This is a genomic window from Companilactobacillus nodensis DSM 19682 = JCM 14932 = NBRC 107160 (assembly GCF_000615905.1).
GTDB lineage: Bacteria > Bacillota > Bacilli > Lactobacillales > Lactobacillaceae > Companilactobacillus > Companilactobacillus nodensis.
Genome location: NZ_BAMN01000052.1, coordinates 1 through 1,247 on the forward strand (window position 1 = coordinate 1; position 1,247 = coordinate 1,247).

A 1,247-nucleotide genomic window follows, 5' to 3' on the forward strand; every position below is an offset into this window, starting at 1 on the left:
TGATGGCGTGCCTTTTGTAGAATGAACCGGCGAGTTACGTTTACATGCGAGGTTAAGCAGAAAATGCGGAGCCGTAGCGAAAGCGAGTCTGAATAGGGCGCTTTAGTATGTAGATGTAGACCCGAAACCAAGTGACCTACCCATGTCCAGGCTGAAAGTGTGGTAAAACACACCGGAGGGCCGAACCCATGTATGTTGAAAAATGCTGGGATGAGGTGTGGGTAGCGGTGAAATTCCAAACGAACTTGGAGATAGCTGGTTCTCTCCGAAATAGCTTTAGGGTTAGCCTCGGGGAATAGGATCATGGAGGTAGAGCACTGTTTGGACTAGGGGCCCGTCTTGGGTTACTGAATTCAGATAAACTCCGAATACCATTGATCTATACCCGGGAGTCAGACGATGAGTGATAAGATCCACCGTCGAAAGGGAAACAGCCCAGATCACCAGTTAAGGTCCCAAAATTCATGCTAAGTGGAAAAGGATGTGGAAACGCATAGACAACTAGGATGTTGGCTTAGAAGCAGCCATTCATTCAAAGAGTGCGTAATAGCTCACTAGTCGAGTGATTCTGCGCCGAAAATGTACCGGGGCTAAGCATGATACCGAAACTGTGGATGCATCGTAAGATGCGTGGTAGGAGAGCGTTGTAAGAGCATTGAAGCTGTACCGTAAGGAGCAGTGGAGTTCTTAGAAGTGAGAATGCCGGTATGAGTAGCGAAAGATCAGTGAGAATCTGATCGGCCGAAAGACTAAGGTTTCCTGGGGAAGGCTCGTCCTCCCAGGGTTAGTCGGGGCCTAAGATGAGACCGAGAGGTGTAATCGATGGATAACGGGTTGATATTCCCGTACTAGTTTATTTTGTTTGAACGATGGAAGGACGCAGGAGGATGATGTGTGCACACAGCTGGAAAAGTGTGTTCAAGCAGTAAGTCTTGGTAAGAGTCAAATGCTTTTACCTTTAAGGACAAGCTGTGATGAGGAGCGAAATTTAAGTAGCGAAGCACAGTAACTCACACTGCCGAGAAAAGTTTCTAGTTAGAAATAAACTACCCGTACCGCAAACCGACACAGGTAGTCGAGGAGAGAATCCTAAGGTCAGCGAGTGAACTCTCGTTAAGGAACTCGGCAAAATGACCCCGTAACTTCGGGAGAAGGGGTGCTGGTGTAACAGCCAGCCGCAGTGAATAGGCCCAAACAACTGTTTATCAAAAACACAGGTCTATGCTAAATCGTAAGATGACGTATAT

Annotated in this window: 1 rRNA gene; it reads left to right on the forward strand. The window is 47.3% G+C overall.

Annotated features, from left to right (window positions below):
- A 23S ribosomal RNA gene (locus JCM14932_RS13935) occupies nt 1-1,247 on the forward strand; the annotation flags it as partial.